Below are 25,213 nucleotides of genomic sequence, written 5' to 3'. Positions count from 1 at the left end.
CGCGCACCCACGTGACTCGACGTGGTCGCGATTCGATTGCGTGCCGGCGTCAATCTTTGCCCTCAAACCATTTACCGTCAAGGCGCATCGGCGCAGACTGAACACCATCAGCAGCCCCTTCGACGGCAAGTCCCATCGCAACGCCCGAAACGCAAAGTAATTCAACGTAAGTAAAAGGAGCAGCCATGACAGCCATCCACGAACGGGATCTCGACACTGTCGACCTGGCCGACCAAGCGGTGTGGGACGACGGCCCGCCTTATGAGCTGTTCGCTCGGATGCAGCGCGAAGACCCGGTGCACTTCAGTCCACAACGCAACCGGCCGGAAGAGGGCGGGTTCTGGGACATCACGACCTTCGAGGACGTGCGTACCGTGAGCCGCGATCACCGGACGTTCTCCTCGGAAAGGCGCGGCATCTTCCATTGGGATGAGATAGGCAGCATCTCATTGGATCTTCAGCGACTGCAGCTGATTTCGATGGACCCGCCGCGCCACGACCGACTCAAGGCGATGGTCATCAAGGAGTTCACCCCGGAGGCGGTCGCTGGTCACGAGGGGCACGTCAAGCAGATCATCAGCGGTGTGCTCGACAGCGTGGCCGACAAGGAGCGATTCGACCTGGTCGCCGATGTCGCGCGGCCCATCCCGGCCCGGGTGATCGGTTCGCTGCTGGGCACTCCGCCCGAGGACGATGCCACGCTGGTGCACTGGACCAACGTGTTCACCGCGTTCGAAGATCCGGAAATCCGCAAGCAATGGGATGACCCGACGGGAGTGGTCACCGAGATCGTCGAGTACACCCAAGGTCGGATCGCGAAGCGCGACGGCTCGCTTGGCGGCAACCTGCTTGACGCCATGGTCAACGCCGAGGTTGACGGCGAGAAGCTCAACGAGCTGGAAATCGCCACGTTCTTCGTGTTGCTGATGTCGGCGGGCAACGACTCGACCCGGGCAACCTACAGCTCGACGATGCTGGAAATCATGCGCAACCCGGAGCTGCGTCAGCAGCTGCGCGAGCACCCCGAGCTGATTCCCGCGGCGGTGGAAGAGGGGCTGCGCATGTATCCCGCGTTCGCGTTCATGGCACGGGCCGCCACGAAGGACACCGAGCTGAAAGGTAAGCAGATCAAAGAAAACGATCGGCTGCTGCTGTGGTACATCGCCTCCAACCGTGACGAGTCGGTGTTTCCGAATCCGCACACGTTCGACATCACCCGAGAGGGCCTTGCGGACAAACACCAAGCCTTCGGCGGTCGGGGGCGCCACTTCTGCCTCGGCACCAACCTCGCCCGGCTAGAGCTGCGGCTGTGGATTCAGCAGACATTGGAACGCTTCCCCGACCTCGAACTCGATGGCGAGCCGAACCGGGTGCGGGCGCTGTTCCTCAACCAATACAACTCAATTCCGGTGCGGAGAACACAGTGACGATCCGCGCCAACGACGATGCAGAGCTTGGCGATGAGGAGGAGTGGCGCGCATGACGACCACAGAGACAACCCGGGCCAGGGCGGCCTATCGTGAGGTCGAGATCGATGCCGAGGTGCGCGGGCGTGAAACGGTCTCCGACGGCGTCGTCACGCTGACGCTTGCGGACCCGACCGGCGCCGACTTGCCCGAGTGGGCACCGGGCGCGCATATCGACCTGATGCTGACGCCGTCGCTGGTGCGCCAGTATTCGCTGTGCGGCGACACCGCAAACCGTGCCGAGTGGCAGGTCGGGGTCTTGCTCGACCCGAACAGTCGCGGCGGATCCCAGTTCGTGCACGACAAGCTGCACGAGGGTGCCACGGTACGGGTTCGTGGTCCGCGCAACCACTTTCCGCTGGTGGGTTCGCCGCGGTATCTATTCATCGCCGGCGGCATCGGCATAACACCGATGCTGCCGATGATCGCGGCTGCTGAGGCGGCGGGCGCAGACTGGCGTCTGGTCTACGGCGGCAGGACACGGTCGTCGATGGCCTTCGTCGACGGCTTGCAGCGCTACGGTGACCGAGTCACGGTCTGTGCTCGGGACGCCCAGGACGGGGCTAACTTTCGGGAGTGTCTCGGCACGGCGCTGTCCGCCCCGGGAGACAACACGCTGGTGTACTGCTGCGGACCCGAGGGACTGCTGACCGCTGTCGAGGAGGCGTGCAAAACCTGGCCCGACGGCAGCCTGCACATCGAGCGGTTCTCGGCCAAAGCGCTCGAGGAACCGTCACCGGATGCGCTGGCGACATTCGAAGTGGAATGTCAGCGCTCCGGCGTGACTGTGACTGTGCCACAAGAGAAATCGATCTACGAAGTTTGCGAGGAAGCCGGCGTCGACGTGCTGGGCTCCTGCATGGAAGGTGTCTGCGGCACCTGCGAGTGCGACATCATCGAGGGCGAGGGCGATCATCGCGACTCGGTACTCAACGACTCGGAGAAGGCAGCGAATCAAAGCATCATGATCTGCGTTTCGCGCTCCCGCTCAGAAAGGCTGGTGCTCGACCTATGAGATCCAACTACCCGTTCAATTGTTGGTATGTCGCTGCGACCAGCGACGAGGTTGGGCAAGGTCTGCTGGCGCGTCGCCTGCTCGATAAGCCGGTGCTGTTGTATCGACGTGGCTCCGGTGAAATCGTGGCGATGGAGGACCGCTGCATCCACCGGGCCTATCCGCTGTCCGAAGGCCGGCGCGACGGGGACCGGGTGATCTGCGGCTATCACGGTTTCGGCTACGACCCCGACGGCTGCCTGGTCGACGTGCCGTCGCAGGAGAACGTGCCGCCCGGCGCCCGCGTGCGCACGTACCCGGTGCTTGAGCAGTCGCCGTTCATCTGGATTTGGCTGGGCGATCCTGGCGTTGCCGCGCTGCGCCCGCCGCCGCGGGTGCCGTGGTACGGCGATGGCACCGGCTGGGCGAGCACCACCGAGGTGCTGCGTGTCGAGGCGAATTACCTGCTGTTGCACGAGCATTACCTCGACCTCACCGACGTCTTCGTGATGCATCCGGAGGTCGTGCCGCCGGATATCGAGGTGCTGCCCCAGCTCAACGAGGTGGAAGTGTCCGAAAGGTCCGTCTCTTACTCCCGGGTGACGCCACCGAGCAGGCTTGCGCCGTGGGAAATGGAGATCACCGGTCTTCCCGCCGACACGGTCGGCAGCCGGCGTGAGGAAGGTACATTCGTCTCACCGGCACTGCATGTCCAGCATTACGCCATCGCCCCCGAGACTGGCGCCCAGGACGGAAAAGGCCACGAGCTCTTGCGGATTCAGGGATTCACTCCAGAAACCCCGCAAACCACTCATGTCTTCCTGCAGATGGCCCGCAATTTTGCGATTGACGACACCCGCATCACGGAGTTTCTGCGCACCATGTTCCATGAGTGGGCGAAGCGGGATGCGGTTGTGCTGGAAACGATTCAGCGTCGCCTGGGCGAGGAGACGGTGCGCCGGCGTGACCTCAACGTGAAGGCCGACCGGGCTGCCGTCAAGGCGCGGCGCATTGCGTTGGAAATGGTCGACGAGGAATCCGGGCGGTTCATGTTGAGCCGGATTCTCACCGCACCCAGATGACTTCCGGATGACAATGGCGGCAGGGAATCGCAACGAAGTCACCATCATCGGTGCGGGTTTCGGCGGTGTCTGCATGGGTATCAAGCTGCGCCGGGCGGGTATCCCGTTCACCATTCTGGAGAAAGGCGACCGGGTTGGCGGGGTATGGCGGGACAACACCTACCCCGGCGCGGCGTGCGACATCCCGTCGCACCTTTACTCGTATTCCTTTGAGCCAAGCCATGACTGGTCACGCAAGTACGGCACGCAACCGGAGATTCAGAGCTACATCGACCATTGCGCGCAAAAGTACGGTGTGATCGACCACGTCCGCTTCGGTCAGGAAGTGGATCGGGCCGAGTTCGACGAAGGGTCGAGTCGATGGCTGGTCGCACTGGACAATGGGGACACCGTCGAGTCGAGATACTTGGTGGCCGCCACCGGCCAGCTGAGCCTCCCTGCCGATCCCAAGTTCCCCGGCTTGGAATCGTTTGCGGGCAAGGTCTTTCACTCCGCACGGTGGGACCACGAATACGACCTGCGGGGCAAACGCGTCGCGGTGGTCGGCAGCGGCGCGTCGGCGATTCAATTCGTCCCGCAGATCGCGCCCCGGGTTGCGCGGCTGCATCTGCTGCAACGCTCGGCTCCGTATGTGCTGCCCAAGCCGGACCGCCCGTACACGCCACTGGAAAAGTATCTGTACCGGCATTTCCCGGCCATGCTGGTCGCGAGTCGCACCCGGCAATATGCCTACCACGAGGCGCGGGTGCTGCCTCTGACGAAGGGAATCGGGGTAAAGGCGATCGAAAAGGCTTGGGAGCGTTACTTCCGCGCTCAAGTCAGTGACGACAAGCTGCGCGACATGTTGCGGCCGGACTACGCGATCGGTTGCAAACGGGTGCTGATCTCCAACGACTGGTACGCCGCGCTGAGCCGCTCGAATGTGGAGGTCATACCTGCGGGCCTGATCGAAGTCACCAGCCGGGGCATCGTGGCCGCCGACGGTAGCCGGCGGGATGTAGACACGATCATTTTCGGCACCGGCTTTGCCACCAACGACTTTCTGGCGCCGATGAACATCATCGGGCGTGACGGTCGTGAGATACACGAGGTTTGGGCCGAGCGAGGCGGCGCGGATGCCTTCAAGGGGATCTCGGTGCCGGGGTTTCCAAATCTGTTTCTGTTGTACGGGCCCAACACCAACCTGGGACATAACTCCATCATCTACATGCTGGAGACCCAGACCGACTATGTGCTCGAGGCAATGCGACATGCCGCCAGTCATGGCGCCAAGTGGCTCGACGTGCGCCCCGAGGCCCACGCCGAGTTCAACAAAGACCTGCAAGACCAGTTGAAAAAGACTGTCTGGCAGGCCGGTTGCGATAGCTGGTATGTCACCGACGCGGGCAAGAACACCAACAACTGGCCGAGCTTCACCTTCGACTATCGCCGGCAGACCCGCTACTTCGACCCGGTGCACTACCAGAGCGACGCCACGCCGGTCCGGGAACTCGATCGCGACTTCGTTAGGAATTGACATGGCCACGCTGCACCTCACCGACACTGGGCCCGCCGCAGCCCGGCTGAAAGCCCTTGCGGTGCAGGTTCAAACCGTCAACGGTACCGCTGCCATGACAGTCACCAACGCGATGACCGGAGACCCGCTCGGAGAGGTCCCGCGCTGCACTTCCGAGGATGTGGCTGCGGCCGCCCAGCGTGCCCGGTCGGTTCAGCCGGGGTGGGCGGCACTGCCGATACGGGAGCGCGCGGCGGTCTTGCTGCGGTTCCACGATATGGTGCTGGACCGCCAGGACGAAGTCCTCGACCTCATCCAACTGGAGAACGGCAAGGCGCGTCGGCATGCGTTCGAGGAGGTCATCGATGTCTGCCTCACGGCACGGTACTACGCGCACACCGCCGCCGATTACCTGAGCCCCAAACGGCGACAGGGCGCGCAACTGGTCCTGACGAGGGTGACCGAACTCCACCACCCCAAGGGGTTGGTGGGCATCATCTCGCCGTGGAACTATCCGCTCACCCTCGGTATCAGCGACGCACTTCCGGCCATCGTCGCGTGCAATGCCGTCCTGGCCAAACCTGATAGCCAGACGCCCTTTTCGGCGCTATGGGCGGTGCGACTGCTCGAGGAAGCCGGCATGCCCGCCGGCGTCATAGCAGTCGTCACCGGCTCGGGTGCGGAGCTCGGCGCTTCGATCGTCGAGCACTCCGACTTTCTGATGTTCACCGGGTCGACCGCAGTGGGCCGCGACGTCGCGGCACTGGCCGGCCAGCAGCTGATCGAGTGCTCGATGGAGCTGGGCGGCAAGAACGCACTGCTGGTCCTCGACGACGCCGATATCGCCAAGGCAGTCGACGGTGCGCTGCGCGCCGCCTTCTCCAACACCGGGCAACTGTGCATATCGGTGGAACGGATCTACGTACCGGCAAAGTTTTGGGACGCCTTCTCCAGCCGCTTCGCGGCAGCTGCGCAGGCCATGAAACTTTCTGCGGCACTGGACTATTCAGCGGATATGGGATCGCTGATCTCCGAGAAGCAACTCGCAACGGTGAGTCGCCACGTCGACGACGCGGTAGCAAAGGGGGCGACGGTGCTCGCGGGCGGTAAAGCGCGCCCGGACATCGGCCCCTACTTTTACGAGCCCACCGTGCTTACCGGGGTCCGGGAAGGCATGACGGCATTCGCCGACGAGACGTTCGGGCCCGTGGTCTCGTTGTACCGCGTCGACAGCGAGGAAGAGGCGATCGACAAGGCCAACGACAGCCCCTATGGCCTGAATTTCAGTGTGTGGACTTCCGATCCAAAGCATGGCCGGCGGGTCGCGGCACGATTGCAGGCCGGCACTGTGAACATCAACGAAGCCTATGCGGCCGCGTGGGCGTCGGTCGATGCCCCGATGGGCGGGATGAAGGCCTCGGGTATCGGTCGCCGCCACGGCGAGCACGGGATCCTGAAATACACCGAGTCGCAGACGATTGCGGTGGAACACTTGCTTCCGGTCGGCGCGCCACGTTGGCTTCCCGCCGATCGTTACGCGCGGGTTATGAGCATGGGTCTGCGCGCACTCAAACGACTGCCCGGCGTGAGATAGGAGAACATGCGATGTCTGAACAATTCGATTATGACGTGGTGGTCATCGGGTCGGGCTTCGGCGGCAGCGCCACGGCATTACGGCTGACGGAGAAGGGTTACCGTGTCGGCGTGCTCGAGGCGGGCCGACGTTTCACCGACGACCAGTTCGCGAAAACCAGTTGGGATGTGCGCAATTTCGTGTGGGCGCCGAAACTGGGCTGCTTCGGGATCCAGCGCATCCACCTCCTGCGGGACGTCGTGATCCTGGCCGGCGCCGGTGTTGGCGGCGGATCGCTGAACTACGCGAACACCTTGTACAAGCCGCCCGCGCCGTTCTTCAACGATCCGCAGTGGAAGCACATCACTGACTGGGAAGACGAGCTGACGCCCTACTACGATCAGGCCCAGCGCATGCTCGGCGTGATACGCAACCCGCACATGACCCCGGCCGACGAGATCATCAAGTCGGTCGCCGAGGACATGGGGGTGGCTGGCACCTTCATCCAGACACCGGTCGGCGTGTTCTTCGATGAACCCGGAAAAACCGTTGCCGACCCGTTCTTCGGAGGCGCCGGGCCCGAGCGCACCGGCTGCACCGAATGTGGCAACTGCATGGTGGGCTGCCGGTACGGCGCCAAGAACACGCTGGTGAAGAATTATCTGGGCCTCGCCGAACGCGCCGGCGCCACGGTCCATCCGCTGACCACCGTCACGTCACTGCAACAGCGTTCCGACGGAGCGTGGAACGTCGACACCGTGCGCACGGGCGCGGTGCTGCGCAAGAAACGCCGAACGTTCACCGCGCCGTACGTGGTGCTGGCCGCGGGCACCTGGGGCACCCAGAACCTGCTGCACAAGATGAAGGACACCGGCACGCTGCCCAACCTGTCCGACCGGCTCGGCGCCCTCACCCGTACCAACTCCGAATCAATCCTGGGCGCAATGAAATACAAGGTCGATCCCGCCCTGGACCTGACCCACGGCGTGGCCATCACCTCCTCCATCCACCCCACCGGCGACACCCACATCGAGCCGGTCCGCTACGGCAAGGGCTCCAACCTGATGGGCATGCTGCAGACCCTGATGACCGACGGGGGCGGCCGTTGGCCGCGGTGGCTGAAGTTCCTCGCCGTTGCCGCGAAGAACCCGGCGGCCCTGCTGCGCGTGCTGATCGTGAAGACCTGGAGCGAGCGCACGGTCATCACCTTGGTGATGCAGCACCTGGACAACTCCATCACCACCTTCACCAAGCGGGGACTGCGCGGGCGGCGCCTGTCGAGCCGGCAAGGCCACGGCCAGCCCAACCCGACGTGGATCCCGGTCGGCAACGAAGCGACCCGCAGGATCGCGGAGAAGATCCACGGCGTGGCCGCCGGAAGCTGGGGTGAACTTTTCAACATCCCGATGACCGCACATTTCCTCGGCGGCTGCGTCATCGGCGCGGACCGCGAACACGGTGTCATCGACCCCTATCACCGGGTTTTCGGCTACCCCACCCTCAGTGTCGTCGACGGCTCGGCCGTCTCGGCGAACCTGGGGGTGAACCCGGCACTGACGATCACCACGCAGGCCGAACGGGCCGCGGCGATGTGGCCCAACAAGGGGGAGCAGGACCAGCGGCCCGAGCAGGGTCAGGGCTACCGCCGGATACAGCCGATCGCCCCGAACAAACCCGTGGTGCCGGAAGGCGCGCCGGGCGCATTGCGGCTCCCGGTCGTCGAGATCCGCCCCAACGCCGTCGGCGCACCGCAGGCGCCGGGTGCTGGAGTCGCCTGAGGTCGGCACGGGGCTCTACGTCAGCCGACTAGAGGCACGAAGAGCGACACCGATCGTTGATCAGGCTCAGCCCTGGCGCGACATAGGTCTCCGCAGCGTCACCGGCGGGACGTACATGCCGATTCGGGTGCGATGCCACCAGGCGTGCTCGCTGCGCAACTCGGCCCAGGTGGTGAAGCGGTACTGGTACAGCTCGGCGCGCACGTATCGGGGCGGTGCTTCGGGGAAGGGGTTGTGCTGCAACAGACGTAGCGTAGCCCGGTCGTTGCGCAGCAGCCGCTCCAGGAACGGCTGCAGCCAGGGCTGTGCATAGCCGGGCGAGATCGCGGCAAACCACATCAACCAGTCCAGCCGAAGATGGTAGGGCGCCCACTGCCGCGGCAATCGGCGCACTGCACCGGGCTTGCCCTTGAATCCGTATTCCTTCCAGACGGTCTGACCGGTGATATGGGCTTCGTCGGTGCCCTCGATCACCACCTCCCGACGGATACGCCCGATACTGCCGAAGGCGCCGTAAGTATTGACTAAGTGAAAAGCGTTGAAAGACACGTTCATTCGCTGATGCGAGGACAACAGGTTGCGGGCCGGCCAATAGCTCAGCACCAGCACCCCTGCGGTGAAGGCGATCACCAGCACGGCGAACCAGCGTGGCGGCCCCGGCATGGGCGGCGCGGTCACGTGCAGCAACCCCGCGACCGACGACTGGTCGATCGCGCTGCAGGCCAGGACGATCGTGATCCAATTGAGCCAGGCAAAGTTACCCGACGCCACCAGCCACAGCTGCGTCACGACGATGATTGCGGCGGCCACGCTTGCCACCGGCTGCGGCGCGAACAATCCGAACGGCACGACGAGTTGCGCGAAGTGGTTGCCCGCCACCTCGATTCGGTGCAGCGGCTTGGGCAGATGGTGGAAGAACCAACTCAACGGCCCCGGCATCGGCTGCGTCTCGTGGTGGTAGTACAGGCAGGTCAGGTCGCGCCAGCACGGGTCGCCGCGCATCTTGATCAGCCCCGCGCCGAACTCGACACGGAACAGCAGCCAGCGCACCAGCCACATCGTCAGCACCGGCGGCGCTACCCGGTCATTGCCGACGAAGATCATCAGGAACCCTGTCTCGAGCAGCAGCGACTCCCAGCCGAACGAATACCACGTCTGCCCGACGTTGACGATCGACAAGTAGAGCACCCACAGCGTCAGCCAGATGACCATCGCGGCCCACAACGGTGCCGCATCGGCCGCACCGGCGACCACGGCCGCCGACAGCCCCGCTCCCGACCACGCGACGGCCGCGAACAGCCGATCCGAATAGCGAAGGTGAAAGACGCTCGGCGCTTTCCAGAACGACACAGCCGCCAAAAACCGTGGTATCGGCAATAATCCGTGCTCGCCGATCAGGGCCCGGAACTGCATCGCGGCCGCCACGAACGCGATCAGGTAGATCGTCGCCACGCCGCGCTCGAGCACCAATCTGCTTAACCAGTACTCAGGTGCCGAAAACCATCCCATGGCCGTAACTCCTCGGACGGTGGTGTATCCAAGTGAATCAGCCGTAAACGTGTTAGCCAACCCGTGAAATTACCCGTCGCGCGGCGACTGTCCGCGCGTACGCATCGGCACCACGGAGGCGGCGACCATCGCGAGCGAAAGAAGAGCCAGCAGTTGCACATTCGCGGAGTGGCCGGCGTAGCCGTCGACCGAGCGCCACGGGTGCCGGGACAGCGTGGCCCCGGCCAGGATCAGCCCGCCGGCGCTTAGCCACCTGGTCACCCGGTCGCGTCGGCCCGCATCCCTGAGCACATACCGCTGGGCAAGGGCCGCGCCCGCCACCACGACACCGGCCACCCCGGAGATCATTGCCCCGGCGGCCAGAACCGCGATGGCGGCCCACGCCCCGGGCTCCCAGGGTTGTGCGGGCGGGTCGTCGGGATCTGCCTGCCTGGTGCGCCATAACGCCAGCAAGACCAGCAATGGCAGGAAGGCGAGGCCCACCGCCAGACCCGCCCGGTACAACGAGTTGGAGACGAACGTCAGCGTGATGGTCCCGGTTTCACCGGGCGGCACTATCCAGCCCTGCTGCCATCCGTTGACGGCGACTGGAGTCAACCGCGCGCCGGCGCTGGTGCGCGCGACCCAGCCCGGGTTGATGCTCTCCGGGACGACCAGCACCCGGCTGGTGGTCGAGGCGGGTGCGCGCACCTCGCGGCGGTCGGAGCTCCACGCTTGGGTTGCCGCGAAAGTTACTGCGGCACTGGGTGATTCAGCGGTTCCCGAGACAGGCAGCCGCACGCCGTCCACGACGAACTGCGGCCCGGGGCTGATCAGCAACTCCTGCTTGCCCGCCGGCAGCTCGATGGGGTCGGGCTCACAGGCGAGCGCCGCCAGCGGTTGGCCGTCCAGCAGCGCGCCCACCGTGGTGCGGATAGAGGTGTGCACAAACCTGCCGGCGACCGCGATGACCGGCCCGTGCGCGCAGTCGACGACGATCTCACGAGCGCGGTTGCGGTTGGCGTCGGCGGGTGCGATCGGGCTGCCGTCGGTGCCTAGCACCGCGATCTCGGCCAGCCCCGGCGGTTTGAGCTGGTCGAACCCCAACGCGGTGCGGTCGATCACGTCGTCCCAGTCGAGCAGGCTGACGGTGACGGTGTCGGTGAGCCGCGCGTGCACCGACAGCGTCTGTTGCTCGTCGGGCTTCAGTTGCCGGACCTGCGGCCCGTCGCCCAGGTTGATCGCGACCATCGTTGGGTGTGCCGGCAGCGTCGAGCGGCTGAGGGCCAGGCGCAACCCGCTGACTTCGGTGGGTCGCGGCAACTTGAGGGTCAGTGTCGGCGGCGTCCTCTGCTGCACCACCCGCTGCGGCGCGGTCCACGCGGTGGCCGGGTCACCGTCGGTGGCCGCGTACGACGAGCCGAGGATGTCCACCACGTCGGAATCGCCGTGGGCGCGAGTGGTGTCCGGTTCGGCGACCAGATCGGCCAGTTGGGGACCCTGCCGGGGCCGCACCCACAGCGTCGGCGTTACCGACACCGGACTGGGGACGGTAAGCGTCCGGCTGAAATTGACCGGCTCCTCCGGTGTCAGCGCCATGGCCGCCGCACAGCGCGTACCGTCGGGCGCCTGAGCGCACCCCGGTCTGCCCAGCAGCTCCGACCCCAGGTCCCAGCCGGCAACGGCGGAACCCGGCGGCGGCCCGGGAACCAGCACGGTGTGGCGCAGGTCGACCGGGTGAGCGAACCCGGAAGCGTCGTACTCGGTCACCGTCAGGTCGGTGATACCGAACTGCACGCCGGCCGACCCGTCATCGGTTGCGGTCGCGGTGATCCGCACCCACGGTGTCTCTCCGTACGGCAGCGGGGCGGTCAGTGGCTTGCCGGGCTCGCTGAACCGCAAAGTGGTTGTCCCGGTGGCCGTTTCGATCTGGACGCGACGGACTTGGGCGCCGACGGCGGTCGCGCTGGGTGTCAGGGTGATGACGGCGTTGCTCACCGGTCGGTCGAAATCCACGCGCAACCACTGTCCGAGGGCAGTCTGCAGCGAGTTGGACACCCAGGCGGTCGCCGGGTCGCCGTCGATGGCCGCAGCCGGCGAGGTGGCCGGGGTGACATCGGGCAGCGCGGTGGCATCCGACGCCGAGCTCGACGCCGTGACGCGGCCGCCGTTCCAGGCGCCGAAGACGGTGTCTGCACCGGCAACCGGGTAGTCGGGCACCCGGTTGAAGGTGTGCCGGGGGTCGTCAACCGTCCGGGTTGCCGACGAGTGGTGGTCGACCCGGCCGTAGTCGGTTTCGCGGGCCACCGGGGTGTCGGTGACGATGACGCCGGTTTGGGCGGGCAGTCCCGCGGCGCGGGCGTCGGGGGTCATCAGCACCGGACCCAGGCCAGGCTGGCCACTCAGCCGTCGCCGTTCGTCGAGCCGCAGCAGCACCTCCGGCCCACCGGCGACACGGGTCAGCCGATCGATGTCGGCAAAGTAGGGCACGCCGGCGTTGTCCGCCGAGTCGACGCGATAGATCTCCACGGCGGGGTAACGCGGCCGCAGCCCGCTGTCGGTGACGAAGCCGGCCAATGTGCCCGCGCCCACCGGCGCGCCGAACTCCGCCATCTTCTGCAACCCGGGCGAGCCCGCGATGGCGCGATGAACCAGGATCGGACGCGCCGACCTGGAGGTTTCCGGATCCAGATCGTTGCGCACGACGACGTAGGAAATCCCTTGGCGGGCAAGAGTATCCGCCAGACCGGCGGAAGGACGTCCGGCGGCGAAGAGCCGTTGCACCGAATCCAGCGCCCGGATGGTCTGCGGCGGCGTCAACGGGATCGAGTCGCGCACTCCCCACGGGCTACTGCCCAGCACCTGCAGCGGCTCGTCGTGGCTGGTACCCCAGACCTGGGTGGCGAACGGCGCGCCCGGAACCACCAGCACCCGCCCTGCGTGGCCAGAGCCAGCGTTGTGCTTGTCGAGCCAGTCGGCGGCGTCGCGCCAGTACTTGGGTATCGCGGCGAACGTGCCCGGCGGCGCGAGCCGGCCCGTCCACGCCAACGAGGTGCTGACCATCAGCGCGGTCAGCACCACGATGCCGACCGCGAGGCGCTTGTCCCGTTCGGGATGGGCGAGGGTGTGCAGCCATTCCGTCAACCGCGTGCCGGCCCGCAGCGGTATCCGGCCCAGCAACTGTGCGATGCCCAGCACCAGCGGGATCCGGATCACCGAACCAACCTTGTGCACGTTGCGCAGGGGCGCGCCGGCCGCATCCAGGAACGCTTGCACCTCGCCGGCCACCGGTGAGCCGAGCCCGCCGCTGTAGCCGACGGCCATGAGTACCACTCCGGTCAGCAGCATCGTGACCAGCCGGCCGCGGGCGGGCATGTCCCGGCAGGCGAGACCGGCCAAGCCGGCCGCCGCGACCAGGGAAGTGCCCAGAATGGCAGCTGACGTCGAGACCAGCGGCGCGCCCGCGGTCGCGTCCGGGGCGACGAACGGGGTCCAGCTGTCGGTGCCGCGCAGCATTTCCGTCAGCGACGACCACTGCGTCGTCACGCCGGAGGATTCGATGAAGTCCAGGAACGGGGGACTGACCTTGCGCAGCAGGATCAGCGCCACCGCCCACCATGACATCGCCAGGGCGAGCGCCAACACCCACCAGCCGGTGTAGCACCACCACCGCCGGTTCGGCCGGTGACAGGCCCACCAGATCACCGCCGGTAGGCAGCCGGCCAGCGTCGCGATGGCGTTGACGGCGCCCATCAGCGCGACCGCCGCGCCGGCCTGCGCGGCCAGCACCCGCACCGGCCGACGAGAAGTCCCGCGCAGCGCCAGGATCGTCGGCAGCAACACCCACGGCGCCAGCATCATCGGCAGGGTTTCCGACGAGATCGACCCCAGGGTGGTCAGCACCCGCGGCGACAGCGCGAACGCCACCGCGCCGATCAATCGCGACGTCGGGCTGCCTATGCCCAGCGCCTCGGCGACCCGCAGCAGCCCCCAGAAGCCGGCCGTGAGCAGCAGCGCCCACCACAACCGCTGGGTGATCCACCCCGGCACTCCCAGCAGGTGGCCGGCCAGGAAGAAGGTGCCATGCGGAAACAGGTATCCGTAGGCCTGGTTCTGCGCCTGGCCGAACGGTAACTCGCTGTTCCACAAGTTGGTGGCGCGGGCCAGGAAGCGCAGCGGGTTGGCCGTCAGGTCGAGTTTGGTGTCTGGGGAGGTCTGTCCCGGCGACTGCGCGAACGTCAACGCCAGGTCGGCGGCCCCGGCCACCAGCAACCATTTACGCGACAGTGGCACGACGGGCACCGTCTCCGCCGGTGACGCCTGCGCCGGCGTCACCGCCGGGCTAGCTACGGTTGCCGTACTCGACCCGGTTGAGCACCGACGACGACGGGTCGCCCCCGGGAAGTGGCGGCTTCGTGTCCTGCTGCACCATCAAGGTGACCCCGAATATCGCGGCCGCGCCCAGCAACAAACCAACCACCACGCTCGCGGCGGCGGGCGCAATGATCCGGTTCATCGATTGGGCTCCTTGCGGGTCTGCGGTCGCGGCTTGGCACGTCTACTGGCGAGGCCCCGGGAGAGCCCCGGAGAGCCAAGGCAGCGTAAGCGCCAACCTAGCAGAACAGCATTGGGCGTCTGATTCCCGATGGTGGCGACCCGCTTCGCCCGGCGCCGCCGCGCTCGCGATCGCCACGCACGACGCTTAGCGCAGTCCCGGCGGCAGCCTGTTGCGGCAACTCTGCACGCTGTTGCAGGGCACGGGGGGCACGCGGAAGCCGTATTCCACCACATGGGGCGCGCCCGGCGCCGGCTGGCGCTGAGCCGGCATGCGGTCGTCCGCCGTGGCACCGATTGTCGCAGCGGCGGCGATCAACAATCCGGCCGCGATGCCGGCTCGCGCACCCCGCGATAACCCGGTCATCGCCGGCTCCTCCCTGCCAGTCAATAGGAGCTTTGGCAAAGGTAACAGTATTTGACCTGCGGAGCACCGCAAACGACATCTTTCGGCGCGCCCGTGGCCACGCCGCTCGGACCGCCATGACAACATGGCCCGATGGCTTTTCGGCGCACACTCGCTGTTGCTCTGGCGCTAGGAGTCGCAGCATCGACCCTGGCGGCGTGCGGTCACACCGGGCGGCCACCGACGGCCACGTCAACCAAAGTCACCGCTGCTCCTCCCGCGCCCCCGCTGTGCACCGACCCGACCGCCGTCCCGGCCGGACTGTCGCTGCAGGAGAAGCTGGCCCAGCTCCTGATGGTGGGCGTGCAAAACGCCGACGACGCCAAGACCGTGGTCACCACGTATCACGTCGGCGGCATCTTCATCGGCAGCTGGACCGACATGTCGATCTTCGACGGCGCGCTGACAGAGATCGTGAAAAGCGCGGGCAAATTACCGCTGGCCGTGAGCGTCGACGAGGAAGGCGGCCGGGTCTCGCGGCTCAAGAAGCGGATCGGTGAGTCACCGTCGCCCCGCGAGCTGGCGCAGACGCAAACCCCCCAGTACGTCCACGACTTGGCGCTGGAGCGTGGCCGCAAGATGCGCGGTATGGGTATCACGATCGACTTCGCCCCGGTGGTCGACGTCACCAGCGCGCCCGACGACACCGTGATCGGGGACCGGTCCTTCGGCGCCGACCCGAAGAAGGTCACCGACTACGCCGGGGCCTACGCGCAGGGTTTGCGTGAAGCCGGCCTGCTGCCGGTGCTCAAGCATTTTCCGGGCCACGGGCACGGCTCGGGTGACTCGCACACGGGCGGGGTCGTCACGCCGCCACTGAGCGACTTGCAAAACAGCGACCTGGTGCCGTATCGGACGCTGGTGACCGGCGACCCGGTCGGCGTTATGGTCGGCCACCTGCAGGTTCCCGGGCTGACCGGTGACGAACCGGCCACGCTGAACCGGGCGGCGGTGCAGCTGTTGCGGACCGGGACCGGCTACGGCGCCCCGGCTTTCGACGGCCCCATCTTCAGTGACGACCTGTCCAGCATGGCCGCCATATCGGACCGCTTCGGCGTATCGCAGGCGGTGCTGCGCAGCTTGCAGGCCGGCACCGACATCGCGCTGTGGGTCACCACCAAAGAGGTGCCGGCGGTGCTGAAGGAGCTGGAACAGGCCTACAACGACGGCAAATTGGACAAGGCCGCGGTTGATGCCTCAGTGGTGCGAATCGCGAAGATGAAGCACGTCAACCCAGGGTGCGGGCGCTAACCCGCCCGTGCTTTGCCTACTCTGGAGTCAGATAGACAGGCTAGAGAGGCATTCATGGCGGGTGGTACCAAGCGGCTACCGCGTGCGGTCCGGGAACAGCAGATGCTGGACGCCGCCGTGCAAATGTTCTCGCTCAACGGCTACCACGAAACCTCGATGGACGCCATCGCCGCCGAGGCGCAGATCTCCAAGCCGATGCTGTACCTGTATTACGGCTCCAAAGAGGATTTGTTCGGCGCCTGCCTGAACCGGGAAATGGGCCGGTTCATCGACGCGGTGCGCGCCGACATCGACGTCGACCGAAGCCCGAAAGACTTGCTACGCAACACAATTGTGTCGTTCTTGCGGTACATCGATGCCAACCGGGCATCGTGGATTGTGATGTACACCCAGGCCACCAGCTCGCAGGTGTTCGCCCATACGGTGCGCGAGGGCCGCGAACAGATCATCGAGTTGGTGACCGCGCTGGTGCGGGCCGGCAGTCGCAGCCCGCGGCCCGACGTTGAGTACGAGATGCGGGCGGTCGCGCTGGTGGGTGCCGGTGAGGCGATGGCCACCAGGGTCAGCACCGGCGATATCGATGTCGACGAGGCGGCCGAGCTGATGATCGAACTGTTCTGGCACGGCTTGCGCGGCGGACCGGCCGAACGAGAATCCGGCTCGAATCAGCAGGGCCCCAACGTCGCCGCGGGCTGAAGTCATGAAACGCCGACTGGGACGACGGTCTTGTGTGACACGCCCTTAATAGGTCAGAATATTGACCTATGGCCGAGATAATTCCGTTCTCCGAAGCGAAAGTCCACTTGTCCGAACTGGCCGACCGCGTCGAACGGGAGCATGCGCGTGTCCTAGTCACGCGTAACGGACGGCCGTCATTCGTACTGGTGAGCCCCGACGACCTCGACGCACTCGAAGAGACGCTCGACATCCTGCGAGATACCGAGCTCGTCGCCTCGCTGAAACGGTCGCAGGAAGAGGCCGCTCAAGGGAGAACGCGGCCCCTGCCGTCTGCGTGAGTTCCGAGCCTACGGTCCCGTACGAGCTCCGCATCACTCCTGAGGGACTGCGTCACCTGAACCATCTCCCGACAAAGATCCGCGACGCAGCGCTGGCCGCGCTATATGGTCCCATCCGCGAAAACCCGCACCGGCTCGGCAAAGCGCTAGTGGGCGAACTGGCCGGCCTTTTCTCGGCACGACGCGGTGACTACCGGATCATCTACAGCGTTGACGAGAAGGCCAAGATCGTTGTGGTGCATAGGATTCAGCATCGAGCATCGGTTTACCGCCGACGATGATTAGCTCGGTGCGCGAACGGCACCCAATCGCGGGCTGAAAAAAGGCTCTACAGCGGCCGGACGTTGCCGGTCAGGTAGGGGTATCCCTTCGCGATATTGCGCAACGCGAGATCCCAGCCGTCGCCCTCTTTTTCGACGTAGAGCCCTCCGGTGCCCGGAAGCGCGAAAGGTTTGCCGAACTTCACCGAATACCGCACCTGGTCCGGAAATTGCGCCTCGATGTTGGCCAATACCGCTGCCGCACTGAACATTCCGTGTGCAATAACAGTGGGGAAGCCGAATAGCTTGGCGGCGACCGGGTTGGTGTGGATCGGGTTGTGATCGCCGCCGACGAAGGCGTACCGACGGATCTGGCTCGGCGTGATCCGCAGCACGGTGCTGGGCGGCGGCAGCTTGGGCTCCTTCTGCGGCGGCGGCTTGGGTTCGTCGGACAGGCTGGTTCGTTGCTGGTGCAGGAACGTCGTCACCTGGTGCCAGGCGGTGTCGTTGCCGACGTTCACGTCGGTCACCAAATCGACCAGCAGACCCTTCCGGTGCTCGCGCAGGTTTTCCGCGTGTACCTGCACGCCGACGGTGTCGGTCACCGCGATCGGCCGGTATTGCGTGATGTGGTTCTCCAGATGGATGGATCCCATTGCGGCAAAGGGGAAGTCGAACGCGGTCACCAGCGACATCATGGCGGGGAAGGTCAACGCGAAGGGGTAGGTCAACGGCACGTTGTTGCCGTAGCGCAGACCGGTGACCGACGCGTAGGCGGCCACGTTGGTGTGGTCGATCGGCAGTTCCTCCACCTTGACCGTGCGGTCGGGCAATGTGTCTCCGCGCGGCACGAACGGCATCGCCCCGGCGGCCGCCCGCAGCATGTTTCTCAGGCCGCTTGGTTGGTTCATTCGGTTCCCTCCGGACCTTCGTCAGGCGCCCAGCATGGCTTGCCCGCAGACGCGGATGACGTTGCCCGTCACCGCATTTGAAGCTGGGCTGGCGAAGTAGGCGATGGTCTCCGCGACGTCGACGGGCTGGCCGCCCTGCAGCAGCGAGTTCAGCCGGCGGCCCACCTCCCGGGTGGCCAGCGGAATGGCCGCCGTCATCTGGGTTTCAATGAAGCCCGGTGCGACGGCGTTGATCGTGATGCCCTTCTCGGCAAGCCCGGGCGCCAGCGCCTGGGTGAGGCCGATCATCCCGGCCTTGGTGGTGGCGTAGTTGGTCTGCCCGCGATTGCCGGCGATGCCCGCCATCGACGACAGGCCGATCACCCGGCCGCCCTCGCCGATGCTGCCATTCCCGATCAGGCCTTCGGTAAGCCGTTGAGGGGCAAGCAAATTCACAGCCAACACCGCGTCCCAGCGGGCGTCGTCCATGTTGACCAGCAGCTTGTCGCGGGTGATGCCGGCGTTGTTGACCAGGATGTCGGCGCGCCCGCCGTGGTGGTCACGCAGATGCTGGGTGATCTGGTCGACGGCGTCCTCAGCCGTCACGTCGAGCCATAGCGGGGTGCCGCCGACCTTGCTGGAAGTTTCGGCCAACGCCTCCTCGGCGGATTCCACGTCGATCGCGACGACGCGGGCGCCGTCGCGGGCGAACACCTCGGCGATGGTCGCGCCGATGCCCCGGGCGGCACCGGTCACGATCGCGATCTTGCCGTCCAGCGGCCGGTCCCAGTCCGCCGGTGGCGTCGAGTCGGCGGCCCCCACGTAGAAGACCTGGCCGTCGACGTAGGCGGACTTGGCCGAGAGGATGAACCGCATGGTGGATTCCAGGCCGGTAGCGGCCGGCTTGGCGTCCGGAGACAGGTACACCAGCGCGACGGTGGAGCCGCGGCGCAGCTCCTTGCCCAGCGACCGGGTGAAACCCTCCAGCGCGCGCTGCGCGATCCGCTCGTCGGTGCTGCCGGCCGCCTCGGGTGTGGTGCCGACAACAACCACCCGCGCGCAACGGCCCAGATTGCGCAGCAGCGGGGTGAAGAACTCATGCAAGGCTTTCAGCCCGGGAGGTGAGGTGATGCCGGTGGCGTCGAAAACCAGGCCGCCGAACGAGTCGGCCCACCGTCCGCCCAGGTTGTTGCTCACCACGTCGTAGTCGCCGTCCAGCGCCGCGCGCAGCGGCTCGACCACTCTGCCCTCGCCGCCGATGAGCAGGGATCCGGTCAGCGGGGGATCGCCCGGCCGGTACCGGCGAAGGATCTCGGGCTGCGGAACGCCGAGTTGCTTGGCCAGAAAAGATCCCGGGCCGGAGTTGACGACCTGGGATAACAGATCGGGGGAACGCTTGGGTGCCACTGAAATGCCTTCCGTGTTGGGCTGCCGTTCGCTTCTGCTGCGTCGGGCGTGTCCGCGTATAGGGCAACCGTATCTCGGGACGAACTTACTTCAGAGTAAGAACAGTGAGTAGTATGGCCCATACCGGCCTACCCCAAACTGACGGATGACAGACGGAGACGACGTGGCCCCTGCTCAGAACAATTCTCAGACCAGACGGCGAGTCGCCGTGCTGGGTGGCAATCGCATCCCGTTCGGACGGTCGGACCGTGCTTATGCCGAGGCATCCAACCAGGACATGTTCACCGCGGCCCTCGGTGGGCTGATAGACCGTTTCGGCCTGGCGGGCCAGCGGTTGGGTGCGGTGATCGGCGGCGCGGTGCTCAAGCACAGCCGGGATTTCAACCTGATGCGCGAATGCGTGCTGGGCTCCGAGCTATCGCCCTACACGCCGGCGTTCGATCTGCAGCAAGCCTGCGGCACGGGCCTGCAGGCCGCGATTGCCGCGGCCGACGGGATCGCCGCCGGCCGCTACGAGGTCGCCGCAGCCGGTGGCGTGGACACCACCTCCGACGCGCCGATCGCCCTGGGCGACGACCTGCGCCGCACCCTGCTCAAGGTGCGCCGGTCGAAGTCCAACGTGCAACGGCTGAAGCTGCTGGGCTCCTTGCCGGCCAACCTCGGGCTTGACCTTCCGGCCAACAGCGAACCGCGCACCGGGCTGTCGATGGGCGAGCACGCCGCCATCACCGCCAAGCAGCTGGGGATCAAACGCGTCGATCAGGACGAGCTGGCCGTCGCCAGCCACCGCAACATGGCCGACGCCTACGACCGCGGCTTCTTCGACGACCTGGTCACCCCGTTTCTGGGGCTCTACCGCGACGACAACTTGCGCCCGGACGCCAGCGTGGAGAAGTTGGCGGCGCTGCGGCCGGTATTCGGCGTCAAGGCCGGCGACGCGACGATGACGGCGGGAAATTCCACTCCGCTGACCGACGGCGCCTCGGTGGCCCTGCTGGCCAGTGAGCAGTGGGCAGAAGAACATTCGCTGGCTCCGCTGGCCTACTTCGTCGACGCCGAGACGGCGGCGGTCGATTACGTCAACGGAAACGACGGGCTGCTGATGGCGCCGACCTATGCGGTCCCGCGGCTGCTGGCCCGAAATGGCTTGAGCCTGCAGGATTTTGACTTCTACGAAATTCACGAGGCGTTCGCCTCGGTGGTGCTGGCTCATCTGCAGGCGTGGGAGTCCGAAGAGTATTGCAAGGAGCGGCTGGGGCTGGATGCCGCGCTGGGGCCGGTTGACCGGACCAAGGTCAATGTCAACGGCTCGTCGTTGGCTGCCGGACACCCGTTCGCTGCTACCGGTGGACGGATTCTGGCGCAGGCGGCCAAGCAGATCGCCGAGAAGAAGGCTGAGCAATCCGGCGACGGCCCGGTGCGTGCGCTGATTTCGATCTGTGCCGCCGGCGGCCAGGGCGTGGCCGCGATTCTGCAGGCCTGAGCTGGGCACCCGGCGCCCGGGGCCGACGACTAGGTTCTATCAGCGGTTTGTAACCCGAATGAACGGGTATCTGAGATTTCGGATAGCCCCGTGTTGTGGTCTGACCCCCCGACCCCGACGGCAATGCGGGGCTTCCTTTCAAGCGATCGCCGGTCAGCGGAGACGGGCGTCCGGAAAGGGCCGCCGTTGGAGTGAGGGGATCCAGCGGCGGTCTTTTTGGTGGCTCTTGCGGCGGGTGATTTGCGCCCGGATGACCGAAATCCCCCGCTCCGGAGTGGACGCGGGGGACTCGGGATTGATCTGGTTGGTCCAGACGGCTTAGAACGCCGCCTCGTCGAGTTCCATGATGTCGTTGTCCAGCGTCTCGATCACCTCGCGGGTGCTGGTCAACAACGGCAGGAAGTTCTTGGCGAAGAACGACGCCACGGCGATCTTGCCCTCGTAGAAGGACCGCTCGGCACCGCTGGCGCCGGCGTCGAGCGCGGCCATCGCGACCGCGGCCTGACGCTGCAGCAACCAGCCGATGACCAGGTCGCCGACGCTCATCAGGAAGCGGACCGAGCCCAGCCCCACCTTGTACAGGCTGGCGACGTCCTCTTGCGCTGCCATCAGGTAGCTGGTCAGCGAGGCCGCCATCGCCTGGACGTCGGTCAGCGCCTTGGCCAACAGCTCGCGCTCCATCTTCAGCCGGCCGTTGCCGGACTCGCTGTCGACGAACTGCTGGATCTCGCCTGCCACGTGGGCCAGCGCCACACCCTTGTCGCGGATGATCTTGCGGAAGAAGAAGTCCTGCGCCTGGATGGCAGTGGTGCCCTCGTAGAGCGAGTCGATCTTGGCGTCGCGGATGTACTGCTCGATCGGGTAGTCCTGCAGGAAGCCGGACCCACCGAACGTCTGCAAGCTCTCGGTGAGCTTGGCATAGGCCTGTTCGGAGCCCACGCCCTTGACCACCGGCAGCATCAAGTCGTTGACCTTGGCCGCCAGCTTGGCGTCCACCCCGTGGACCGCCTCGGCGACCGCGGCATCCTGGAACGTCGCGGTGTAGAGGTACAGCGCACGCAGACCTTCGGCGTAGGCCTTCTGGGTCATCAGGGACCGACGCACGTCGGGGTGGTGCGTGATGGTCACCCGGGGGGCGGTCTTGTCCGTCATCTGGGTCATGTCCGCACCCTGAACCCGGGACTTGGCGTACTCCAGGGCGTTCAGATATCCGGTCGACAGGGTGGCGATCGCCTTGGTGCCGACCATCATCCGGGCCTGCTCGATGACCTCGAACATCTGCGCGATGCCGTTGTGCACCTCGCCGACCAGCCAGCCCTTGGCGGGCACACCGTGCTGGCCGAGCGACAGCTCACAGGTCGCCGACACCTTCAGGCCCATCTTGTGCTCGACGTTGGTGACGAAGACGCCGTTACGCTCGCCCAGCTCGCCGGTCTCGAAGTCGAACAGGAACTTGGGTACGAAGAACAGCGACAGGCCCTTGGTGCCGGGGCCGGCGCCCTCCGGGCGGGCCAGCACCAGGTGGAAGATGTTCTCGAACAGGTCGCCGGAATCAGCCGACGTGATGAACCGCTTGACGCCGTCGATGTGCCACGATCCGTCGTCCTGCTGGACGGCTTTGGTCCGTCCGGCGCCCACATCGGAGCCGGCGTCCGGCTCGGTGAGGACCATGGTCGATCCCCAGCCGCGCTCGGCGGCGATGATCGCCCACTTCTTCTGCTCCTCGGTGCCGAGGTTGTAGAAGATCTGCGCGAAACCCGCGCCGCCGCCGTACATCCAGGCCGCGGGGTTGGCGCCCAGAATGTGCTCGTGCAACGCCCACAGCAGCGCCTTGGGCGCCGGGGTGCCGCCGAGCTCCTCGTCCAGGCCGACCTTGTCCCAGCCGCCTTCGATGACCGCGCGAACGGACTTCTTGAACGACTCCGGCAGGGTCACCGAGTGGGTTTGCGGATCGAAAACCGGTGGGTTGCGGTCGCCTTCGACGAACGACTCAGCCACCGGCCCTTCGGCGAGTCGGCTGATCTCCGCCAGCATTTCGCGGGCGACGTCAGCATCAAGATCGCTGTACTCGCCGGCGCCTAACGCCTTGTCAACGCCGAAGACCTCAAACAGGTTGAAGACCTGGTCACGGACGTTGCTCTTGTAGTGGCTCACTACATTCCTCCTCGTTGAGAATGCCACTTGTGGTTGGGCACTAGGGCTAAGTTACCCACCAGTAACACCGCTAAACTATATCCGTCGGACAGTCCAATGCAAGTCAATGTGAGCTAAATTTCACTATCTAACTAACCAACCGGTTGGGAACGCTCGGGCGGGTCATTGACCTGCGGCGATGGGAACACAAAAGGAGTGTGGTGAACGTCACGGCACTCCCCGTTGTGGACCTGCGCGACGAGCCGGGCGCGCTGCGCGACGGCCTGCGCGAGGCCGCCCACGAGGTGGGCTTCTTCTTTCTGACCGGCCATGGAGTGCCGGTTGCCCTGGTCGACAGGCTGCTCGATGCGGCACGACGGCTGTTTGCCCTGCCGCAGGCGGACAAAGACGCGATCGCCATGACGCGCAGCCCCCATTTCCGCGGCTACACGCGGCTCGGCGGGGAGTTGACCCGCGGCGAGGTGGACTGGCGCGAGCAGATCGACGTCGGGCCGCAACGCCCGTCGATCGGAGGGCCCGGCAAGCCCGACTACCTGTGGTTGCAAGGGCCCAACCAGTGGCCCCCCGCGCTACCGGAACTCCCGGGCGTCATCGCCGAATGGGACGCTGCGCTCTCCCGGGTCGCCCGCACGTTGCTGCGGCACTGGGCGGTGTCGCTGGGCAGCCCGCCCGACGTGTTCGACGCGGCCTTCGCCGAAGCACCCGCGACGCTGATCAAGGTGATTCGCTATCCGGCGCGGGCGGCCACCTCGCAAGGCGTTGGCCCGCATAAGGATTCGGGAGTCTTGACGCTGCTGTTGGCCGAGCCGGGCAGCCGTGGACTGCAGGTGCGTCTGCCCGATTCAGGGCGCTGGATCGAGGTGCCGCCGATGGACGCGGCGTTCATCGTCAACATCGGTGAGTTGCTGGAAGTCGCAACCAGCGGCTACCTGCGGGCCACCGAGCATCGGGTCAACCTGCGGCCCTCGGCCCGCGAGCGACTTTCAGTGGCGTACTTCTTCAATCCCCGGCTGGACGCGCGGATACCGGTGCTGTCGCTACCGGCCGAATTGGCCGCCCGGGCCGGGGTGCGGCCGGACCCGTCGGATCCCATCTTCGCGGTGTATGGCCGCAATGCGTGGAAGAGCAGATTGCGTGCGCACCCGGATGTGGCTGCGGCACACGGATATGCACCCGGTAGGCTCCAAACGGAGAATCCCGTTCTCGGCTCGAGGGGCGAATAAGGTCCGGTGAATCCGAATACCAATCTGACACCGTCGTCACTGCGCGAGGCTTTCGGCCACTTCCCGTCCGGCGTGGTGGCCATCGCGGCGGAGGTCAACGGGGTTCGCGAAGGCCTGGCTGCCAGCACCTTCGTTCCGGTCTCGCTGGAACCTCCGCTGGTTTCGTTCTGCGTGCAGAACATCTCGACCACCTGGCCCAAACTCAAGGACGTGCCGATGCTGGGCATCAGCGTGCTCGGCGAATCGCATGACGAGGCGGCGCGCACGCTCGCCGCCAAGACCGGCGACCGGTTCGCCGGCCTGGAGACGGTTTCCCATGAATCCGGGGCGGTGTTCATCAAGGGCACCGCCCTGTGGCTGGAGAGCGCGATCGAGCAGCTGATCCCGGCCGGAGATCACACCATCGTGGTACTGCGGGTCAACCAGGTCACCGTCGATGCCGACGTGGCACCGATTGTGTTTCACCGCAGCGCTTTTCGAAGGCTCGTCACCGGTTAGGGGCGGCGACCAAGTTCTTCTCGATAGCGCTGTATCCGCTGCTCGATCTCGGCGGCGTCCCCTTCGCGGCCTTCTTTGCGCGCAAGGTCCGCGCGGACCGACAGTTCCCGAATCGCCGTCCGAATGTCGTTGATGCTGGTGGCTTGCTCCATGGGTTTCGGGTACCCGATAGCCCCGCGAGCTAAAGCCGGCTTG

Annotated in this window: 22 protein-coding genes; 13 read left to right on the top strand and 9 right to left on the bottom strand. The window is 66.1% G+C overall.

What is annotated here, in order from left to right:
• Positions 1 to 49: 49 nt before the first annotated feature.
• Entirely contained in the window at positions 50 to 187 is a 138-nt protein-coding gene (locus AC5Y2L_RS02680; protein WP_499934461.1) for a hypothetical protein, read from the bottom strand.
• On the opposite strand from AC5Y2L_RS02680, the gene AC5Y2L_RS02675 reads away from it, so the two are divergent.
• Genes AC5Y2L_RS02675 through AC5Y2L_RS02650 form a run of 6 tightly spaced genes read left to right on the top strand, consistent with a single transcriptional unit; the run spans position 186 to position 8,388 of the window.
• A complete protein-coding gene (locus tag AC5Y2L_RS02675) occupies positions 186 to 1,427 on the top strand; it encodes a cytochrome P450 (RefSeq protein ID WP_499934463.1) in 1,242 nt (413 codons plus the stop codon). The two genes, AC5Y2L_RS02680 and AC5Y2L_RS02675, sit on opposite strands and share 2 nt — an antisense overlap.
• 52 nt (positions 1,428 to 1,479) lie before the next feature.
• Positions 1,480 to 2,481 carry a PDR/VanB family oxidoreductase gene (locus AC5Y2L_RS02670; protein WP_499934464.1) on the top strand — a complete coding sequence of 334 codons (1,002 nt, stop codon included), beginning with the start codon at positions 1,480 to 1,482 and terminating at the stop codon, positions 2,479 to 2,481.
• Complete coding sequence (locus tag AC5Y2L_RS02665) at positions 2,478 to 3,542, top strand: Rieske 2Fe-2S domain-containing protein (protein WP_499934465.1); 1,065 nt, start codon at positions 2,478 to 2,480, stop codon at positions 3,540 to 3,542. The genes AC5Y2L_RS02670 and AC5Y2L_RS02665 overlap by 4 nt, the downstream gene beginning before the upstream one ends.
• Before the next feature lie 7 nt (positions 3,543 to 3,549).
• Positions 3,550 to 5,058, top strand: a complete 1,509-nt coding sequence (locus AC5Y2L_RS02660) for a flavin-containing monooxygenase (RefSeq protein WP_499934467.1) — start codon at positions 3,550 to 3,552, stop codon at positions 5,056 to 5,058.
• A 1-nt stretch (position 5,059) separates the two neighbouring features.
• Entirely contained in the window at positions 5,060 to 6,631 is a 1,572-nt protein-coding gene (locus tag AC5Y2L_RS02655; RefSeq protein ID WP_499934468.1) for a succinic semialdehyde dehydrogenase, read from the top strand.
• A gap of 11 nt (positions 6,632 to 6,642) precedes the next feature.
• Positions 6,643 to 8,388: a GMC family oxidoreductase N-terminal domain-containing protein gene (locus AC5Y2L_RS02650; RefSeq protein ID WP_499934469.1), complete on the top strand. Its 1,746-nt coding sequence runs from the start codon at positions 6,643 to 6,645 to the stop codon at positions 8,386 to 8,388.
• A 66-nt stretch (positions 8,389 to 8,454) separates the two neighbouring features.
• Here AC5Y2L_RS02650 and AC5Y2L_RS02645 read toward each other — a convergent pair whose 3' ends face one another.
• The 4 genes from AC5Y2L_RS02645 to AC5Y2L_RS02630 form a co-directional block, all read right to left on the bottom strand.
• Positions 8,455 to 9,897 (bottom strand): lipase maturation factor family protein, encoded by a 1,443-nt coding sequence (locus AC5Y2L_RS02645; protein WP_499934470.1) that lies wholly within the window; start codon positions 9,895 to 9,897, stop codon positions 8,455 to 8,457.
• A gap of 69 nt (positions 9,898 to 9,966) precedes the next feature.
• Positions 9,967 to 14,178 (bottom strand): alpha-(1->3)-arabinofuranosyltransferase domain-containing protein, encoded by a 4,212-nt coding sequence (locus AC5Y2L_RS02640; protein WP_499934649.1) that lies wholly within the window; start codon positions 14,176 to 14,178, stop codon positions 9,967 to 9,969.
• Between the two features lie 40 nt (positions 14,179 to 14,218).
• Entirely contained in the window at positions 14,219 to 14,392 is a 174-nt protein-coding gene (locus AC5Y2L_RS02635) for a DUF2613 domain-containing protein (RefSeq protein WP_067239410.1), read from the bottom strand.
• 186 nt (positions 14,393 to 14,578) lie between these two features.
• Positions 14,579 to 14,797: a hypothetical protein gene (locus AC5Y2L_RS02630; protein ID WP_499934472.1), complete on the bottom strand. Its 219-nt coding sequence runs from the start codon at positions 14,795 to 14,797 to the stop codon at positions 14,579 to 14,581.
• 132 nt (positions 14,798 to 14,929) lie between these two features.
• On the opposite strand from AC5Y2L_RS02630, the gene AC5Y2L_RS02625 reads away from it, so the two are divergent.
• The 4 genes from AC5Y2L_RS02625 to AC5Y2L_RS02610 all read left to right on the top strand — a co-directional run bounded on the left by AC5Y2L_RS02625 (position 14,930) and on the right by AC5Y2L_RS02610 (position 17,384).
• Positions 14,930 to 16,087: a glycoside hydrolase family 3 N-terminal domain-containing protein gene (locus AC5Y2L_RS02625; RefSeq protein WP_499934474.1), complete on the top strand. Its 1,158-nt coding sequence runs from the start codon at positions 14,930 to 14,932 to the stop codon at positions 16,085 to 16,087.
• Between the two features lie 54 nt (positions 16,088 to 16,141).
• Positions 16,142 to 16,783 (top strand): TetR/AcrR family transcriptional regulator, encoded by a 642-nt coding sequence (locus AC5Y2L_RS02620; RefSeq protein ID WP_499934475.1) that lies wholly within the window; start codon positions 16,142 to 16,144, stop codon positions 16,781 to 16,783.
• 68 nt (positions 16,784 to 16,851) lie between these two features.
• A complete protein-coding gene (locus AC5Y2L_RS02615; RefSeq protein WP_499934476.1) occupies positions 16,852 to 17,103 on the top strand; it encodes a type II toxin-antitoxin system Phd/YefM family antitoxin in 252 nt (83 codons plus the stop codon).
• On the top strand, positions 17,100 to 17,384 hold the full coding sequence (locus AC5Y2L_RS02610; RefSeq protein WP_499934478.1) for a type II toxin-antitoxin system RelE family toxin: 285 nt from the start codon (positions 17,100 to 17,102) through the stop codon (positions 17,382 to 17,384). Before AC5Y2L_RS02615 ends, AC5Y2L_RS02610 begins: the two co-directional genes overlap by 4 nt.
• 47 nt (positions 17,385 to 17,431) lie before the next feature.
• On the opposite strand, the gene AC5Y2L_RS02605 is transcribed toward AC5Y2L_RS02610, so the two are convergent.
• Positions 17,432 to 18,274, bottom strand: coding sequence for a MaoC/PaaZ C-terminal domain-containing protein (locus tag AC5Y2L_RS02605; RefSeq protein WP_499934479.1), 843 nt, complete (start codon positions 18,272 to 18,274; stop codon positions 17,432 to 17,434).
• 21 nt (positions 18,275 to 18,295) lie between these two features.
• Positions 18,296 to 19,660, bottom strand: a complete 1,365-nt coding sequence (locus tag AC5Y2L_RS02600) for a 3-oxoacyl-ACP reductase (protein WP_499934481.1) — start codon at positions 19,658 to 19,660, stop codon at positions 18,296 to 18,298.
• Between the two features lie 163 nt (positions 19,661 to 19,823).
• On the opposite strand from AC5Y2L_RS02600, the gene AC5Y2L_RS02595 reads away from it, so the two are divergent.
• Positions 19,824 to 21,143: an acetyl-CoA C-acetyltransferase gene (locus tag AC5Y2L_RS02595; RefSeq protein ID WP_499934483.1), complete on the top strand. Its 1,320-nt coding sequence runs from the start codon at positions 19,824 to 19,826 to the stop codon at positions 21,141 to 21,143.
• A 318-nt stretch (positions 21,144 to 21,461) separates the two neighbouring features.
• On the opposite strand, the gene AC5Y2L_RS02590 is transcribed toward AC5Y2L_RS02595, so the two are convergent.
• Positions 21,462 to 23,297: an acyl-CoA dehydrogenase gene (locus tag AC5Y2L_RS02590; protein ID WP_499934485.1), complete on the bottom strand. Its 1,836-nt coding sequence runs from the start codon at positions 23,295 to 23,297 to the stop codon at positions 21,462 to 21,464.
• A gap of 197 nt (positions 23,298 to 23,494) precedes the next feature.
• Here AC5Y2L_RS02590 and AC5Y2L_RS02585 point away from each other — a divergent pair, with 197 nt between their 5' ends.
• Complete coding sequence (locus AC5Y2L_RS02585) at positions 23,495 to 24,520, top strand: isopenicillin N synthase family dioxygenase (RefSeq protein WP_499934486.1); 1,026 nt, start codon at positions 23,495 to 23,497, stop codon at positions 24,518 to 24,520.
• A 6-nt stretch (positions 24,521 to 24,526) separates the two neighbouring features.
• Positions 24,527 to 25,018 carry a flavin reductase family protein gene (locus AC5Y2L_RS02580; RefSeq protein ID WP_499934488.1) on the top strand — a complete coding sequence of 164 codons (492 nt, stop codon included), beginning with the start codon at positions 24,527 to 24,529 and terminating at the stop codon, positions 25,016 to 25,018.
• Here the strand turns inward: AC5Y2L_RS02580 and AC5Y2L_RS02575 are convergent.
• Positions 25,015 to 25,170, bottom strand: coding sequence for a hypothetical protein (locus AC5Y2L_RS02575; RefSeq protein WP_499934489.1), 156 nt, complete (start codon positions 25,168 to 25,170; stop codon positions 25,015 to 25,017). The genes AC5Y2L_RS02580 and AC5Y2L_RS02575 overlap by 4 nt on opposite strands.
• Positions 25,171 to 25,213: the final 43 nt, after the last annotated feature.

Source organism: Mycobacterium sp. NGS66 (assembly GCF_059812225.1).
Note: the sequence above shows the minus strand (reverse complement) of the source record. Positions and strands in the feature narration are given on the sequence as shown.